The organism is Micrococcus sp. ACRRV (assembly GCF_022346985.1).
Taxonomy (GTDB): domain Bacteria; phylum Actinomycetota; class Actinomycetes; order Actinomycetales; family Micrococcaceae; genus Micrococcus; species Micrococcus porci.
The window spans coordinates 1-15,571 of record NZ_JAKRNH010000057.1; the positions used below are offsets into that span (position 1 = coordinate 1).

At 73.0% G+C, this 15,571-nt stretch carries 13 protein-coding genes; 5 read left to right on the forward strand and 8 right to left on the reverse strand.

The genetic code is table 11. From position 1 onward, the window contains the following. Positions 1-62: 62 nt before the first annotated feature. The 4 genes from MHY29_RS07415 to rsmI all read right to left on the reverse strand — a co-directional run bounded on the left by MHY29_RS07415 (position 63) and on the right by rsmI (position 5,520). On the reverse strand, positions 63-1,874 hold the full coding sequence (locus MHY29_RS07415; RefSeq protein WP_224355480.1) for an ABC transporter ATP-binding protein: 1,812 nt from the start codon (positions 1,872-1,874) through the stop codon (positions 63-65). 34 nt (positions 1,875-1,908) lie between these two features. Beyond that, entirely contained in the window at positions 1,909-2,904 is a 996-nt protein-coding gene (locus MHY29_RS07420) for a TatD family hydrolase (RefSeq protein ID WP_239239581.1), read from the reverse strand. Between the two features lie 72 nt (positions 2,905-2,976). Next, positions 2,977-4,458 carry an NAD-dependent succinate-semialdehyde dehydrogenase gene (locus MHY29_RS07425; RefSeq protein WP_239239584.1) on the reverse strand — a complete coding sequence of 494 codons (1,482 nt, stop codon included), beginning with the start codon at positions 4,456-4,458 and terminating at the stop codon, positions 2,977-2,979. 171 nt (positions 4,459-4,629) lie between these two features. Continuing rightward, positions 4,630-5,520: a 16S rRNA (cytidine(1402)-2'-O)-methyltransferase gene (rsmI, locus tag MHY29_RS07430; RefSeq protein ID WP_239239587.1), complete on the reverse strand. Its 891-nt coding sequence runs from the start codon at positions 5,518-5,520 to the stop codon at positions 4,630-4,632. A gap of 73 nt (positions 5,521-5,593) precedes the next feature. Between rsmI and MHY29_RS07435 the strand changes: the two genes are divergently transcribed. The 4 genes from MHY29_RS07435 (at position 5,594) to MHY29_RS07450 (ending at position 11,131) form a co-directional block, all read left to right on the forward strand. Next, complete coding sequence (locus MHY29_RS07435; protein WP_239239590.1) at positions 5,594-6,463, forward strand: hypothetical protein; 870 nt, start codon at positions 5,594-5,596, stop codon at positions 6,461-6,463. Beyond that, positions 6,460-8,091, forward strand: a complete 1,632-nt coding sequence (locus tag MHY29_RS07440; RefSeq protein WP_239239593.1) for a dolichyl-phosphate-mannose--protein mannosyltransferase — start codon at positions 6,460-6,462, stop codon at positions 8,089-8,091. Before MHY29_RS07435 ends, MHY29_RS07440 begins: the two co-directional genes overlap by 4 nt. A gap of 44 nt (positions 8,092-8,135) precedes the next feature. Then, positions 8,136-9,974 carry an AMP-dependent synthetase/ligase gene (locus tag MHY29_RS07445; RefSeq protein ID WP_239239596.1) on the forward strand — a complete coding sequence of 613 codons (1,839 nt, stop codon included), beginning with the start codon at positions 8,136-8,138 and terminating at the stop codon, positions 9,972-9,974. A gap of 80 nt (positions 9,975-10,054) precedes the next feature. Further along, positions 10,055-11,131 (forward strand): alkene reductase, encoded by a 1,077-nt coding sequence (locus MHY29_RS07450; RefSeq protein ID WP_239239599.1) that lies wholly within the window; start codon positions 10,055-10,057, stop codon positions 11,129-11,131. Between the two features lie 74 nt (positions 11,132-11,205). Here MHY29_RS07450 and MHY29_RS07455 read toward each other — a convergent pair whose 3' ends face one another. Genes MHY29_RS07455 through MHY29_RS07465 form a run of 3 tightly spaced genes read right to left on the reverse strand, consistent with a single transcriptional unit; the run spans position 11,206 to position 14,300 of the window. Continuing rightward, positions 11,206-12,369 (reverse strand): TIGR01906 family membrane protein, encoded by a 1,164-nt coding sequence (locus MHY29_RS07455; RefSeq protein ID WP_239239602.1) that lies wholly within the window; start codon positions 12,367-12,369, stop codon positions 11,206-11,208. A gap of 40 nt (positions 12,370-12,409) precedes the next feature. Continuing rightward, positions 12,410-13,969: an adenosylhomocysteinase gene (gene ahcY / locus MHY29_RS07460; protein ID WP_239239605.1), complete on the reverse strand. Its 1,560-nt coding sequence runs from the start codon at positions 13,967-13,969 to the stop codon at positions 12,410-12,412. Between the two features lie 55 nt (positions 13,970-14,024). Beyond that, complete coding sequence (locus MHY29_RS07465; RefSeq protein WP_370643476.1) at positions 14,025-14,300, reverse strand: DUF3499 family protein; 276 nt, start codon at positions 14,298-14,300, stop codon at positions 14,025-14,027. A gap of 48 nt (positions 14,301-14,348) precedes the next feature. On the opposite strand from MHY29_RS07465, the gene MHY29_RS07470 reads away from it, so the two are divergent. Further along, a complete protein-coding gene (locus MHY29_RS07470; protein WP_239239608.1) occupies positions 14,349-14,843 on the forward strand; it encodes a hypothetical protein in 495 nt (164 codons plus the stop codon). Positions 14,844-14,878: 35 nt separating this feature from the next. Here the strand turns inward: MHY29_RS07470 and MHY29_RS07475 are convergent, their stop codons facing one another. Further along, positions 14,879-15,424 carry a WhiB family transcriptional regulator gene (locus tag MHY29_RS07475; protein ID WP_239239611.1) on the reverse strand — a complete coding sequence of 182 codons (546 nt, stop codon included), beginning with the start codon at positions 15,422-15,424 and terminating at the stop codon, positions 14,879-14,881. Positions 15,425-15,571: the final 147 nt, after the last annotated feature.

Here is a 15,571-nt window from a genome sequence, read left to right on the forward strand (position 1 = left end):
GCGTCGGGGGGCGGGACCATGCCGGCGAGTCTACCGGCGAGGTTGGACGCGGTCAGGGGCGGTCAGGACGAGAGGTCTCCCAGGCGGACCAGCTCCTGGAATTCCGGGCTGGTCTCCTGCAGGCCTGCGAAGGTCCCCTGGTCGAGGATCCGGCCCTCGTCCATGAGGACGACCTGGTCGCAGTGCTTGACGGTGGAGAGCCGGTGGGCCACCACGATGACCGTGATCCTCCCCTTGAGCGACTCGATCACGTCCGTGACCTTCCGCTCGGTGACGTTGTCCAGCGCCGACGTCGCCTCGTCCAGCACCAGGAGGCGGGGCCGGCGGTACAGCGCGCGGGCGATGCCGAGCCGCTGCCGCTGGCCACCGGAGACGCCCACGGCGCCCTCGCCCACCACGGTGTCCAGGCCGTCCGGCAGCGCGTCGAGCCAGTCCCCCATCTGCGCGTCGCGGAGGACCCTCTCCACCTCGGTCCGGTCTGCGGTCCTGGCCGCCTCGATGTCCAGCACCACGTTGTGCAGCACGGAGCCGTTCACCACGGTCACGGACTGCGGGACGAACGCGACGTTGTCCCACCAGCCGCGGGGATCGGCCTGCAGCTCGACCCCGTCCACGTACACCCCGCCCTGCTGGGCGTGATGGAAGCCGATGAGCAGGTCCACGAGGGTGGTCTTGCCCGCGCCGCTGCCGCCCACGAAGGCATAGGACGCGCCGAAGGGGATGGACAGGTCGATGCCCTTGAGCACCGGCTCGTCCTTGCCCGGGTAGGTGAAGGACGCGTTGCGCGCCTCGAGCGAGCGCTCGAAGGGCAGACGATCGTAGGGGCGATCGGCCGCGTCGAGGACCGGCTGGGCGTCCTTCAGCTCCGCGACCGTCCGCTCGAAGGCCGGCCAGGACGCTCGGATCTCATTGCTGGTGGCCATCACGGAGGCGATGGAGGGAAGGAGCCGGAAGCCGGCCATGGCGAGGAGGGCGAGCGACCCGAAGGCCTGGTCGCCCCGGCCGGAGGCGAAGGCCACCGCCACCAGGCCGGCGATGGCCGCGACGAAGGCGACCTCGAGCACGTACCGAGGCATCATCGTGAGGATCATCTTGAGGCGGATCGCCTCGGCGTTCTCCCGCCGTGCGTCGACGTACTCGTCCATGAAGGCCGAGTCGTTGCCCCGGACCTTCACGTCCTTGTAGTTCTCCAGGCCCTGCAGGGCGGCGGTGTTCGCGCGCTCTCCGGTGACCACCAGCGTCCACCCGAGCTGCGAGGCCGGCTTGCGGATGACGTGCCGGATGATCAGCGTGACGACCAGGAAGTAGGCGCCCATGCCGAGCGCGGTGAGCGGCATGGTCACCCCGACCACGATCCCCACCGCGAGGAGGGTGACCGCTTCGGTGAGGAGGGTGACGGACGCGTTCACCACGCCGGTGTAGGCCATGGACGAGGTGCCGGTCACGTTGTTCACCAGGGTGCCGACGGTGCGGGTGAGGTGGAGGCCGTAGTCCGCTCGCAGGTAGTAGCGCAGCAGCTTCGCCGACGTCTGGATGAGGTTCTTGTTGGTGAACCCCATGGTCCACCAGCGGAAGGACAGCACCAGCACGGCCTTCAGCAGGTACGCGACCACGATGACCCCCGCGAAGGCCACCGTCTGCTCGGCCACGGAGACCGCGCCGACCGAGGCCAGGAGCTCCGTGATGACGGGAGCTCCGGGCGACCCGGTGGTGAGGAGGTTGACCAGCGGGAGGATCGACGCCAGCGCCGCCATCTCCAGGAGGGCCACGAGGATGGAGCCGAGCACCACGAAGCCCAGCCGGATGCGCATGGGCCGGTCGACGAGGTACTGCGTTCCCTCGGGGAGCCGGGACTTGAGGAGGCGGGTCACCACAGTCCGTCACTCTACTGGCCGCAGCCAGTGCTCCTCAGAACTCCCCGTAGACGCGCGCGGTGTTCTCCGCCACCGCCGCAGCCAGCTCCGCCACCTCCTCGCCCCGGGCCTCGGCCATCCCCCGGAGGGTCACAGGGATCAGGTACGGCGCGTTGGGCCGGCCCCGGTGGGGGTGCGGGGTGAGGAAGGGCGCATCGGTCTCCACCATGACCAGCTCCCGGGGCAGCAGGCGCAGGGCGTCGCGCAGGTCGTCGTTGGCCTTGAACGTCACGGGGCCGGCGAAGGAGGCGTGCCAGCCGCGCTCGGCGCACGTCCGGGCCAGGTCGGGCCCCCCGGAGAAGCAGTGGAAGACGACGTGGGGCGGCAGGCCCCCGTCGGCCTCCTCCTCGAGGAGCACGCGGACGACGTCGTCGTGGGCGTCCCGGTCGTGGATCTGCAGTGCCTTGCCCAGCTCCCGGGCGAGCCGGATGTGCCGGCGGAAGGACTCCTCCTGCGCCGCGTGGCCGGCCTCGTCCGTGGTGCGGAAGAAGTCCAGGCCGGTCTCCCCCACGGCCCGCACGCGCGGGTGCTCCGCCAGCTCGGCGATCACCGCGAACGCCTCCTCGAACTCCCCGCGTGCGGTCAACCGCGCGGCGTCGTTGGGGTGCAGGGCCACGGCGCCCAGCAGGCGCGACTCGGCCTCGATCGCCTCCACGGTGAACCGGGCCGACTCGACGTCGCAGGCCACCTGGACCGCCCCGACGACGCCCACCGCCTCCGCGGCGTCCATCGCCTGGTGCACGTCCACCCTCACCAGCCCGTCTCGGAAGTCCAGGTGCGTGTGGTTGTCCACCACGGGCACGGGGAGCGGCTCGGGCGCCGGCGGGTACTCCAGCCGACGCTTCCGGCCGGACTTCTCCTCGCGGGTGTCGCGGGCAGGGCCGTCGCCCAGGTCGGCGGGCGTGGCGGGCGGCCGGTAGGCGGCGGGCACTCCGGGCTCGGTGGAGGCGGCCCGGGTGGAGGCGGACTGGGCGGACGTCGTGGTGGCCATGCCTCGAGCCTAGGCCCCGGACACGACGGCGCCCCTCACCCGGGTGCGGGTGAGGGGCGCCGGCCGGCCTGGTCAGCGGCCCGCGAACGGGTCCTCGATGCCGATGTACTGCACGGTCGAGTACTCGGCGATGCCCTCGGCGCCGCCCTCGCGGCCGAGGCCGGACTGCTTCACGCCGCCGAACGGCGCGGCCGGGTTGGAGACGACGCCCACGTTGTAGCCCACGATGCCGAAGTCGATCTGCTCGGTCACGCGGTGCATGCGGGCGTTGTCCTCGGTGAACACGTAGGAGGCGAGGCCGTACTCCGTGTCGTTGGCCATCTGGATGGCCTCCTCCTCCGTGGAGAAGGTGACGATCGGGGCCACGGGGCCGAAGATCTCCTTCTTGAGGATCGGGTTGTCCTTGCCGACCTTCAGGGCGGTGGGGGCGTAGAAGTAGCCGTCGCCCTCGATCTTGTGGCCGCCGGTGAGGATCTCGCCGCCGGCGGCGACGGCCTCCTCGATGAGCGCGTGGATGTCGTCGCGCGCGCCCTCGTCCACGATCGGTCCCAGGGTGGACTCCGGGTCGGTGCCGCGCAGCGGCTTCAGGGCCTCCAGGCGCTCCACGAAGCGCCGGGTGAACTCCTCGGCCACGGACTCGTGGACCAGGAAGCGGTTGGCGGCGGTGCAGGCCTCACCCATGTTGCGCAGCTTGGCGGCGAAGGCGCCGTCCACGGCCTTGTCCATGTCCGCGTCCTCGAACACGATCAGCGGGGCGTTGCCGCCGAGCTCCATGGAGGAGCGCAGCACGTTCTTGGCGGCGTCCTGCATGAGGCGCACGCCCACCGGGGTGGAGCCGGTGAAGGAGACCTTCCGCAGGCGCGGGTCCTCGAGGATCGGGCCGGAGATCGCGGAGGCGGAGGAGCCGGACACCACGTTCAGCACACCCTTGGGCAGGCCGGCCTCCAGCATCACCTGCGCGAACAGCTGGGTGGTCAGCGGGGTCAGCTTGGCGGCCTTGAGCACCATGGTGCAGCCGGCGGCGACGGCGGGGCCGACCTTGCGGGTGGCCATGGCCAGCGGGAAGTTCCACGGGGTGATCAGGAGGGACGGGCCCACCGGCTTGTGGTGCACCTGCATGCGCAGCTTGCCGTCCGGCATGATCATGGTGCGGCCGTAGTGGCGGGTGGCCTCCTCGGAGAACCAGCGCAGGAAGCCGTTGCCGTAGACGACCTCGCCGCGGGCCTCGGCCAGGGGCTTGCCCATCTCGAGGGTCATCAGCAGCGCGAAGTCCTCGGCGCGCTCGTTGATCAGGTCGTAGGCGCGGCGGAGGATGTCCGCGCGCTCCTGGGCGGGGGTGCGCGCCCAGTCGGCCTGCGCGGCGACGGCGGCCTCGAACGCGGCCATGGCGTCGTCGGAGTTGGCGTCCTGGAGGGACGCGATGACCTTGCCGGTCGCCGGGTCCTTCACGTCGAAGGTCTTGCCGGAGGAGGCGTCACGCCACTCGCCGTCGATCAGCAGCCCGGTGGGCACGGACTCCAGGAGGGCCTTCTCACGCTCAGCGGTCACGGTCATGGTGCACCTCTTTCAGGTCGTCGGGTGAGGCGTTCACGCCACTCATAACAGCACGTGAGCGTGACGTATTCCGACACACGGCCGCGCCGGTCTTGGCCCAATCCTAGCGACGCGCGTCACCCCCGAGGAGTGCGCGACGTCACCGTCCACGGACCGGACACCGGGGCGGGTTCACCCCCGCCGCGCGTCGAGCACGGCCTGGTAGAGCTCACGACTGCGCAGCCCGTGGGCGGCGGCGACGGCGGCCACGGCCTCCTTCAGGCGGGTGCCGGAGTCGGTCAACGCGGCGACCTCGGCGAGGACGTCCGCCTCGTCCGCCCCCGCGCCGGCGTCGGGCGCGGCCGGGCCGACGACGATCGCGACCTCTCCGCGGATCCCCTCCCCCGCCTCGCGCTCGACCGCCCAGGCCACGAGCTCGTCGGCCGTGCCGCGCACGACCTCCTCGTGCAGCTTGGTCAGCTCGCGGGCGACGCAGACGGGCCGGGCCCCGCCGAGCACCTCGGCGATGACCGCGAGCGCGGACGCGGTCCGCTGCGGGGACTCGAAGTAGACCACCGTGCGGGGGTCCGTGCGGATCTCCTCGAGGCGGCGGCGGCGCTCACCGTCCTTGCGGGGCAGGAAGCCGTCGAACGCGAAGCGGTCCGAGGGCAGCCCGGACAGCGCCAGCGCCGTCGTCACGGCGGACGCGCCGGGGGCGCAGGTGACGGGCAGCCCGGCGGCGACGGCGGCCTCCACGAGGCGGAAGCCGGGGTCGGAGACCGTGGGCATGCCTGCGTCGGAGACCATCACCACGGTCTCCCCCGCGCGGACGCGCTCGAGCAGGCCGGCGGCGGAGGCGGCTTCGTTGTGCTCGTGGTGGGCCATGAGGCGGCCGGCCGGCGTGATCCCGAGGCCCTGGCACAGCCGGCGGGTGTTCCGCGTGTCCTCCGCGGCGATCACGTCCGCGGTGGCCAGCAGCTCCCGCAGCCGCCCGGTGGCGTCCCCCAGGTTCCCCAGGGGCGTGGCGGCGAGGACGATGCGCCCTCCGGCCCCAGTGTCCTCATCTCGCATGTCCGTGCCCATGTGCCAAGATCGTAGGGGCTCCAGCACCACCGGTATCGGTCCGAACATTCCTCCCCCGTCGGAAGGCACCACCATGTCCGAGACACCCATCATCGGAATCGTCTCCGGCGGCGATGAGATCCGCCTCCGCTCATACATCAACCACGCGATCTACGCGCGCGAGCACGGTCTCGACTACCGCGTGGAGACGGGGATCGACCCGCACATCGTCACCAAGTTCGACTACAAGGTTTCGATAATCCGCCGCCTGCTCCCGCACTACGAGTGGCTGGTCTGGATGGACGACGACGCGTTCTTCACGGACTTCGACGCGACCAACATCACCGAGCTGGTGACGGCGGCGGAGCAGGATGGCCAGGACCTGGTGATCGCGGAGGGGCCGCTTGAGCCCAACGGCTTCTGGTCCCGCGTCAACACCGGGGTCATGATCATCCGCAACTCGGAAGTCGGTCGTGCCCTGGTGGAGGCCACGGCCGCCGCCGACCTGGCCAAGGTGCGCGCCTGGTGGGACGACGAGCGGGACGGCCTGTTCACGAACGGTGACCAAGACCAGATGTGGTGGGCCATCCAGACAGGCGGCCACGGGACACGGGTGAGGATCGTCGGGCATCGCGAACTCAACTCGCGCGGCCACTACTACGAGAACAGCCTTTCAGATGCGTTCGTGATGCACTTCACCGGATATCCGGACAAGGAGCTCGGCGTAGCCCGGTTCGCCGACCGGTTCGGCATCGGTCAGGAGCTCGTGCCGGAAGACCTGCTGGACAAGTACCACGTTCGGACCCGCAGCCCTCTAACCGGGGCCACACGTCGACGCCGCGAGCTCGCCGTCGACATGGTGGGGGCGGTCAAGTATCGCCTGCGTCCGCACAAGGAGAAGGTGACGGCCGCCGTCGACCTCCTTCCCGCCGGCCTGCGCCGTCGTCTGCCCCTCGCATCATGACCAGCCGTCCCGCGCACGCCCTCTCCGCGCCCGCCGACGACGCCGCCGCACACCCCTTCGGCGCGGCCGCCCTGCGCGCCCGGCTCGGCGTGCAGGCCGCGGCGCTCACCCGCTGGCACTGGATCGTGCCGCTGGCGGTCACGGTGCTGGCCGGCGTCATCCGGTTCACGAACCTGGCGTTCCCGGACAAGCTGATCTTCGACGAGACGTACTACCCCAAGGACGCCTACTCGCTGATCCTCTCCGGCTACGAGCGCCGCTGGGCGCCGGACGTGGACGCCGCGTTCGCGCAGGGGACGGCGCAGCCGCTGGACGAGCCCGCCTACGTGGTGCACCCGCCGCTGGGGAAGTGGCTGATCGCGCTGGGCATGCTGGCGTTCGGCCCGGACAACGGGGTGGGCTGGCGGTTCAGCGCCGCCGTGGCGGGCACCCTCTCGGTGCTGCTGGTGACGCTGGTGGCGCAGCGCCTGTTCCGCTCCGTGTCCCTGGGCGCCCTGGCCGGGCTGCTGCTGGCGGTGGAGGGCCATCACATCGTGATGTCCCGGATCGGGCTGCTGGACATCTTCCTCAGCTTCTTCATGATCGCCGCGTTCGCGGCCCTGCTCGCGGACCGGGACCACGGCCGCCGTCTGCTGGCCTCCCGCCTGGCGGAGCAGGTGGCCGCCCACGACGCCGGCACCCGCCGCGGCGACCCCCTCGCCTTTGGGCCCCGGCTGGGCTGGCGCCCCTGGCGCATCCTGGCCGGCGCCCTGCTCGGGGCGGGCTGCGCCGTGAAGCTCTCCGGGCTGGCCTTCATGGCGGTGTTCGGGATCCTCACGGTGCTGTGGGACATGGAGGCCCGCCGGACGGCGGGGATCCGGCACTGGCTCCGGGCCGGCGTCATGCGTGACGGGCTGCCGGCGTTCGCGGCGGTGGTGGGCGCGGGGCTGGCCGTGTGGCTGGCCTCCTGGACCGGCTGGTTCGCGAGCGAGGGCGGCTACTACCGCCGCTGGGCGCAGGACAACCCGCCGGAGGGCCCGCTGTCCGCGCTGCTGCCCGGCCCGCTGCGCTCGCTGATCCACTACCAGCTGGAGGCGTTCACCTTCCACGAGGGCCTCACCAGCCCCCACGACTACGGGTCCAGCCCCTGGACGTGGCCCTTCATGGGCCGGCCGGTGAGCTACTTCTACGAGGGCGGCAAGCCCGGGGAGAACGGCTGCCCGAGCACGGCGGCGGACGCCTGCTCCTCCGCCATCACGGACATCGCCAACCCCTTCATCTGGTGGACGGGCCTGATCGCCGTCCTCGTGTGCCTGGCCGTGCTGGTCCGCCACCGGGACTGGCGCGCCGGCGCACTGCTGGGCGCCTACGTGGCCGGGCAGGTCGTGTGGTTCCGCTGGCCCGAGCGCACCATGTTCTTCTTCTACACGGTGGCCTACGAGCCCTTCCTGATCCTCATGATCGTGCTCGCCCTGTCGCTGCTGCTGCGCCGCGGGCACCGGCCCGGGCCACGCTGGGGGGCGGTGCTCGTGGCCGCCTACCTGCTGGTCGCCGTCGGCGTCTCCCTGTTCTTCCTGCCCGTGTGGATCGGTGAGCGGATCCCCTACCCGCAGTGGTCCTGGCGCATGTGGTTCTCCACCTGGATCTGAGCGACGGGGCGACCCGCGGCGCGAACTGTGACTAGGCTCGTCCCGTGCAGCACGCCAGCCCCATCTCCGAGTCCTCGACCGACCTCTACGGCCTCCCCGCCGCGGACACGAACATCACGGACCTGATCCTGTCCTCCTGCGCGGAGGACCCTCGGGCCAGCGTGTACGCGGTGCGCAACGGCGCCGGCGCTTGGCTGGACGTGCGCTTCGACGCGTTCCTGGGGCAGGTGCGCGACGTCGCCAAGGGGCTGATCGCCCACGGCCTGCAGCCCGGCCAGCGCGTGGCCCTGTTCGCGCCCACCTGCTACGAGTGGGCGGTCCTGGACCAAGCCGTGTGGTTCGCCGGCGCCGTCTCCGTGCCGATCTACGAGACGTCCTCCGCCGCGCAGGTGGCGCACATCCTGGGCGACTCCCAGACGCACGCGGCCGCCGTGGGCGGCGACGAGCTGGCCGAGACCACCCGTGAGGCCGCCCGCCAGGCGGGCATCGACGTCACGGTCTTCCCCATGAGCGAGGCCGCCCTGCGCGTCCTCGCCCGGGACGGCGCCGCCGTCACCGACGAGCAGCTGGAGGCCGCCCGGACCACCGCCACGCTCGACGACGCCGCCTCCGTGGTCTACACGTCCGGCACCACGGGCCGGCCCAAGGGCGCGATCATCACCCACCGCAACTTCGCGGCGGCGTCCATCAACGTGCTGAACTTCGCCGCCGGCGTGGTGGACTACCATCCCGGCACGAACTCCCGCACGCTCCTGTTCCTGCCGCTCGCGCACGTGCTGGCCCACGCCGTGCAGGTGATCTGCCTGTACGCGCGCATCCAGATGGCCCACTCCGGCTCCACGAAGACCCTGCAGGAGGACATGGCCTCCTTCCACCCGACCTGGCTGCTCGCCGTCCCCCGCGTCTTCGAGAAGCTGGAGGCCGGGATCGCCGCGAAGGCCGAGGACGGCGGCAGGGGCCCCGTCTACCACGCCGCCAAGCGGACCGCCATCGAGTACTCCGAGGCCCTCGAGGCGCAGGCGCACGAGGGCGGCCCCGGCCCCTCCCGTGCCCTGCGTGCCCGCCACGCCGTGTTCGACACGCTCGTGTACGGGAACGTCCGCAAGGCCTTCGGCGGGGAGGTGCTCTCCTGCGTCTCCGGCGCGTCCGCGCTCTCCCCCGAGTTGGTGCACCTCTTCCGCGGCATGGGCATTCCGATCGTCGAGGGCTACGGGCTGACCGAGACCACCGCCCCGGCCACCGTGAACATCCCGGCCGCGTACAAGGTCGGCACCGTGGGCCTGCCCGTGGCCGGTGCGACCATCCGCATCGCCGACGACGGCGAGGTCCTCGTGAAGGGGCCGATCGTCTTCGCCGGCTACCTGCGGCAGCCGGAGGCCACCGCAGAGTCGATGGACGGCGATTTCTTCCGCACCGGCGACCTCGGCACCCTGGACGAGGACGGCTTCCTGCGCATCACGGGCCGCAAGAAGGAGGTCATCGTGACCGCCGGCGGCAAGAACGTGTACCCCACCCCGCTGGAGGAGATCATCCGCCAGCACCGGCTGGTGCAGCACGTCGTCGTCGTCGGGGACGACCGCCCGTACGTGGGCGCCCTGATCGTCCTGGACCCGGACGAGCTGAAGCGCTGGTCCCTGGACCGCGAGCGCACCCTCACCCTCGAGGAGGCGGTGGAGGACGAGGGCGTCCTGGCCGCGCTCCAGGAGGCCGTGGACCAGGCGAACGCCACCGTCTCCCGTGCGGAGTCCATCCGCCGCATCCGCGTGCTGGACCACGAGCTCACCGAGGACTCCGGGCACGTCACCCAGTCGCAGAAGCTGAAGCGCGCCCAGGTGCTGGCCGACTACGCCGACGAGATCGAGCAGCTCTACCGGGGCCGCTGAGCACGACGGCCGGGAATACCCGGTGGCCCGCCCCGGTTGCGTCTGCGGATCCGACGCACCCGAGGAGAAGAGGAGCCGCCGTGCCCGACCTGTTCGACCCCCTGCCCCTGGGCGGGCTCACCCTGCCCAACCGCGTGACCATGGCCCCGCTGACGCGCCAGCGCGCGGGCGAGGACGGCGTCCCCGGCGACCTCCACGTGGAGTACTACCGCCAGCGCGCCTCCGCGGGGCTGATCGTCTCCGAGGGCGTCTTCCCGACGGTGGACAGCCGCGCCTTCCCCGGCCAGCCCGGCCTGGAGGACGAGGCCCAGCAGGCCGGCTGGGCCCGCGTCGCCGACGCCGTGCACGAGGCCGGGGGCCGGATCTTCGTGCAGGTCATGCACGGCGGCCGCATGTGCCACCCGGACCTGCTGCGCGGCGCCGAGCCTGTGGCCCCCAGCGCGATCGCCCCCGGCGTGCCGGTCCGCGGCTTCTCCGGCAAGACGGACGGGCCCGTCCCCCGCGCCCTCGAGACGGAGGAGCTGCCGGGGATCGCGGCGGCGTTCGCCTCCGCCGCCCGCCGCGCGGTGGACGCCGGCGCGGACGGCGTGGAGGTCCACGGGGCCAACGGCTACCTGCTCCACGAGTTCACGGCCGCCTCCAGCAACCACCGCACCGACGCCTACGGCGGCTCCCCCGAGAACCGGGCGCGCCTCACCGTCGAGGTGGTGCGCGCCGTTGCCGCGGAGATCGGCGCCGAGCGCACCGCCCTGCGCCTCTCCCCCGAGCACGACGTCCAGGGGGTCCTGGAGCAGGACCGAGCGGACGTGCTCGCCACCTACGGGGCGATCCTGGACGGCGTCGCCGACCTCGACCTGGCCTACCTGTCCCTCCTGCACCGGGACGTGGCCGGGGACCTCGTCGCCGCCCTGCGCGCCCGGTTCGGGGGGCCCGTGCTGCTCAACAGCGGCTTCTCCGAGGTCACGGGCGCCGCCGAGGCCCGGCGGATCGTGGAGGGGGGCCTGGCGGACGCCGCCGTGGTGGGGCGGGCGCTGATCGCCAACCCGGACCTGGTGCGCCGCTGGCGTGAGGACCGTAAGATGAACGCCCCGGACCCGTCCACCTTCTACGTGGGCGGCGCCCACGGCTACACGGACTACCCGTCCCTGGAGGGCTGACCCCCATCGGCCCCGGGATGCACGAGGGCCCCGCCGGACGGATCCGGCGGGGCCCTCGTGCGTCGGGGGCGTGCTCAGCGCACGCCGTGGGCGTCCTCGCGGGCCCAGCGCAGGCGGGTGGCCTCCAGCTGGGCGCGGCGGTCCTGGGACATCTCCCGGCGACGCCGGGTGGGGGCGCCCGCCACGAGGGCGGCGACGATCCCGATCAGCGCCAGCACGGCCACCGCGACGGCGGCGTCCACCCAGAACTGGGCGGGGTACAGGCGGATCAGCGGGTCGGAGACGGAGAACGTCCACGTGCCCTCGGCGAAGAACAGCGAGTGGAACCCCGCGAAGAAGCCCTGCCAGCCGGTGGCGGCCATGGCGGCCAGCACCACGATGACGACCAGCAGCCCGAGGGCGCCGGCGAACAGCGCGCGACGCACCCCTCCGGGGCTCGTGCGGCGCAGGTAGAGCGCCAGCAGCAGGCAGGCCAGGCCCAGCACCACCAGGACGGCGGTGGCGATCCACATGACCGTCTTGACGTCGGTCATGTGGGAGACCGCCGCCTCGGAGAGCAGCGGCTTCCCCTGGAAGGTCAGCTCGGAGAGGTACCGGGGCCCCGCCAGGTTGTGCAGGTAGTCCAGGCCCGCCGACCCGTAGGTCATGCGGTCCGCGGTGCTGAACCCGTAGGGGTCCGCCGGGAACCCGGGCCGGTGGTACTCCAGCCAGAGGAACAGCGGGGTGGCCACCAGGCGCACCGCCCCCAGCAGGAGCACCAGCGGCGCGAGCACCGCCAGCAGCACCTGGGCCAGCCGCGGGCCGGCCTTGGGCAGCCGGGCCCGCTCCTCCGGGGTGCGGGTGTCGGCGGCCGCCGGGGCCACCGGGGCGGAGGCCGGGACGGTGGCGTCCGAGGGGTACCGGTCCGCGCCCCAGGGGGACGCGGGCGACGGCGCCGGAGCGGGCGCCGGGCGGGAGGCCGTGATGTCCTCCCCGGCGACGCCGTGGGCGGCGCCCGCCGCGCGGGAGCCGGCCCCGGAGCGGGCTGCCCCGGTGCCGGCCCCGGCGGCGGCGGCCGCGAGCTCGTCCCGGTCGAAGGCCAGGGTGCGCTGGGCCCCGTGCTCCTCCGTGGTGCGGGGCAGCGCCTGGGTGGGCTGGGCGTCGTCGTCCTCGACGAACGCGCCGTAGTCCAGGCCGGACTCGAAGTCCGAGGACCCGGAGCCGGCGCCGTCGGAGCGCCCGGGGGTGTGGGAAGCCATGATGTCCTCTCCTGCCGTGCGCCCCGGGGGGCGCGGCGACTCAGTAGCGGTAGTGGTCCGCCTTGTAGGGGCCGGCCACGTCCACGCCGAGGTACTCGGCCTGGGCCTTGGTCAGCTCGGTCAGCCCGACGCCGAGGGCGTCCAGGTGCAGGCGCGCGACCTTCTCGTCCAGCACCTTCGGCAGGGTGTAGACCTGCTTCTCGTAGTGCTCGCCGGTGAGCGCGCCCTGGCCCGTGGAGCCGCCGTAGAGCTCGATCTGCGCCATCACCTGGTTGGTGAAGGACGCGGACATCACGAAGGACGGGTGGCCGGTGGCGTTGCCGAGGTTCAGCAGGCGGCCCTCGGAGAGCACGATGATGGAGCGCTCGTCCTCCGTGCCGGCGTCGAAGGTCCACTCGTGGACCTGCGGCTTGATCTCGGTCTTGACGACACCGTCGACGCGGCCGAGGCCGGCCATGTCGATCTCGTTGTCGAAGTGGCCGACGTTGCCCACGATGGCCTTGTCCTTCATGCGGAGCATGTCCTCCGCCATGATGATGTCCTTGCCGCCGGTGGTGGTGACGAACAGGTCGCCCTGCTCCACCACGTCCTCCAGGCGGGCCACCTGGTAGCCGTCCATCGCGGCCTGGAGCGCGCAGATCGGGTCGATCTCCGTGACGATCACGCGGGCGCCCTGGCCGCGCAGCGCCTCCGCGGCGCCCTTGCCCACGTCGCCGTAGCCGCAGACGACGGCGACCTTGCCGCCGATCAGCACGTCGGTGGCGCGCATGATGCCGTCCGGCAGGGAGTGGCGGATGCCGTACTTGTTGTCGAACTTGGACTTGGTCACCGAGTCGTTCACGTTGATCGCCGGGAAGAGGAGCGTGCCCTCCTGCGCCAGCTGGTAGAGGCGGAGCACGCCTGTGGTGGTCTCCTCGGAGACGCCGCGCAGCGTGGAGGCGGTGCGAGTCCAGCGCTGCGGGTCCTCGGCGAGGGAGCGGCGCAGAGTGTCGAGGATGATCCGGTACTCCTCCGGGTCGTCCTCGGTGGCGGAGGGGACCGCGCCGGCGGCCTCAAACTCCACGCCCTTGTGCACCAGCAGCGTGGCGTCGCCGCCGTCGTCCAGGATCATGTTGGGGCCGCGGTCCGGGTCCTCCGCGGCGCCGGGCCACGTGAGGATCTGCGAGGCGGTCCACCAGTAGTCCTCGAGGGTCTCGTTCTTCCACGCGAACACGGGCACGCCCGCGGGCTCCTCCGGGGTGCCGGCGCCCACGACGACGGCGGCCGCCGCCTCGTCCTGCGTGGAGAAGATGTTGCACGAGGCCCAGCGGACCTCGGCGCCCAGGGCGGTGAGGGTCTCGATGAGCACGGCGGTCTGCACGGTCATGTGGAGCGAGCCGGCGATGCGCGCGCCCTTGAGCGGCTGCGACTCGCCGTACTCCTCGCGCAGGGACATCAGGCCCGGCATCTCGTGCTCGGCCAGGCGGATCTGGTGGCGGCCGGCCTCGGCCAGGGAGAGGTCGCGGACGGCGAAGTCGAAGGTCGCGCCGGGCACGGTGGAGCGGTTGGCGAAGGCGGGGTCGACGTCGGGGGTGGGACGTGCGGAGGAGGTCTCGGTCATGCGCCCCAGCCTACCGAGGCGCCCGACGCCGAAGCGGCCGGGTCGACCGCGGGCGTCACCCGGCGGTGCCCTCGACGGGGTCCGTCACGAGGCGGAGGGCGGGGTGCGTCGGCGCGGCAACGCCCGGCGCGGCGGGCGCCGCCGGGGCCAGGCGCAGCACCTCCCAGCCGCGGGGGGCCGTGGTGCGGGCCGCGTGGGCGGCGCAGAGGTCGTAGGCGTGGGGCTCGGCGCGCTGGGCGAGGGGCCCGATGACCACCTGGGACCCGGCGTAGTTGTACGTCAGGGTCGCCTCGGCGGGCTCCTGGCATCCGGTCTTGCTGCAGCGTCGCATGGCTCCCACGGCAGACAACCCTACTCGGCCCGACCTAGCATGGCCCGCATGCCCGCCGACCCCCTCGCCCCGCTCCCCCCTCTGCCGCCGGCGCGCCGGGACGGGCGCGGGCCCCGGCCGGGCCTGCGCCGGGACGGGCGGGGGCGCGGCCTGCGCCACCCGCTGCCGTTCGGCGCGCGCGCCGGGCGCGGCCGCGCGGACGCCCTGATGGACGCCGTGGAGAAGGCCGTGGACCGGCTCGCCGGGCTGCAGGCTCCCGGCTTGCGGCGGGTCGCCGCGCACCTGGAGCGCATCCCGGACCGCCTCGACGAGCGCCTCGCCCTGCAGCGGGCGCGGGCCGTCGCCGACGAGGAGGGGCTGTTCGGGCGGGCCGAGCGCGACGGCCCCGACGGCGTCGTGATCACCCTGTTCGAGCGTCCCCTCACCGAGTCCGCGGACCCCGCCGACCTCGAGGAGGCGGTCTACGCCGTCGCCCTCAGCCGGTGCGCCGCGGCGCTCGGGGTGGATCCGCAGGTGCTGGACCCCTCATGGGGCCGGGCCTGAGAGGTCCGTCCTCCGGCAGGGGCGTCAGGGAGCGGTCAGCCGCGCTCGCGGCGCAGGCGGCGGCGCTCCCGCTCGGACAGGCCGCCCCAGATGCCGAAGCGCTCGTCGTTGGCCATGGCGTAGTCCAGGCACTCCGCGCGCACGGTGCAGGCCGCGCAGACGCGCTTGGCGTCGCGGGTGGAGCCGCCCTTCTCGGGAAAGAACGCCTCCGGGTCGGTCTGGGCGCAGAGCGCGTCGGCCTGCCAGGCGAGCTCGCCCTCCGCGGGCTCCATGACGACGCCGGGCACCGGCTGCCACGCGTCCGGGACGAGGGCGTCGTCCACAGCGGGGGCCTCGGCCGGGCGCGGCACCAGGGCGGTGACGGTCGCGGCGGGGGTGCCCGCGTCGTCGAGGTCGTGGGCGGCGAGGAACGCGGTGGCCTGGTCCTCGGGGGACTCGGCGGCCAGACCGGCCGTGGCGCGGCCGCCGGCGGTGGGGTCGGCGGGGTCCAGGAACCAGTCGCTGGGCACGCCACGGGAGCGCGAGGCGGCGGGGGCGCGCTCCGCCCGTGCGACGTCCTCGACTCGCTGCGTGTTCTGCATGACGGCCTCTCCCGTTCCGCTCGTCCGACTGCCGCGGTCAACATTACACGGATGTAATTCGCCCCGGCCATGCCGCGGGGACGTCACCGGATGGGCAGACTGGGGGCATGGTCTCCCTCTCCGCGCCCCGCCCCGACGGTCCCCTCG